This is a genomic window from Mesorhizobium sp. M7A.F.Ca.US.006.04.2.1, from assembly GCF_004022915.1.
GTDB lineage: Bacteria > Pseudomonadota > Alphaproteobacteria > Rhizobiales > Rhizobiaceae > Mesorhizobium > Mesorhizobium ciceri.
On sequence record NZ_RZQA01001471.1, the window covers coordinates 1 to 781 of the forward strand.

Consider the following 781-nt stretch of genomic DNA (forward strand, 5'->3'; position numbering starts at 1 on the left):
GCCGCTCTACGGCGGCCTTGCGCTGTTCATGGTCGGCGGCATCGGTTCGGCAATGGCGCCGACCATCGAATGGCTGATCGCTTTCCGCTTCCTGCAGGGGCTTGGCGCCAGCGCCGGCATGGCCGTTCCGCGCGCCATCGTGCGCGACCTGCATACCGGCAATGAGGCTGCCAAGCTGATGTCCTTGCTGATGCTGGTATTTTCGGTGTCGCCGATCCTGGCGCCGCTGACCGGCAGCGTGATCATCGAGAATTTCGGCTGGCGTGCCGTGTTCTGGACGGTGACGGGCGCGGCTCTGCTGGCCACCATCCTTCTGGCGACCTCGCTCAAGGAGACGCGGCCGGTGGAAGATCGCGCCGGGTCCTCCTTCGGCACCGCGCTGTCGGCCTACCGCTTCCTGATGGGCGACCGTAACTTCCTCGGCCTGACGGCGATTGCCGGCTTCGGCATTGCCAGCTTCTTCGTCTATCTGTCGAGCTCGTCGTTCATCCTGATCGACCATTACGGCCTGTCGCCTTCGGTCTACAGCGTGTTCTTCTCGATCAACGCGGTCGCCTTCATCGGCATGTCGCAGATGACGGGGCTGCTGGCCGAGCGCTTCGGCCTGCGACGCGTGGTGCGCGTCGCGGTGACCGGCTATGCCACGACGATGGTGGTGCTGTTCGCGGTGATGGCGACGGGCATCGACCGGCTCGACGTGATGGCGGCGCTGCTGTTCGTCGGCTACGGCTTCCTTGGTCTGGTCATTCCGACCACGTCGGTGCTGGCCATGGAAGAGCAT

1 protein-coding gene is annotated in these 781 nt (G+C 65.0%); it reads left to right on the forward strand.

Annotation, left to right across the window (positions count from 1 at the left end; all coding sequences use genetic code 11):
* On the forward strand, positions 1–781 hold a 781-nt coding region (locus EN925_RS38130), incomplete at both ends, for an MFS transporter (RefSeq protein ID WP_128337481.1).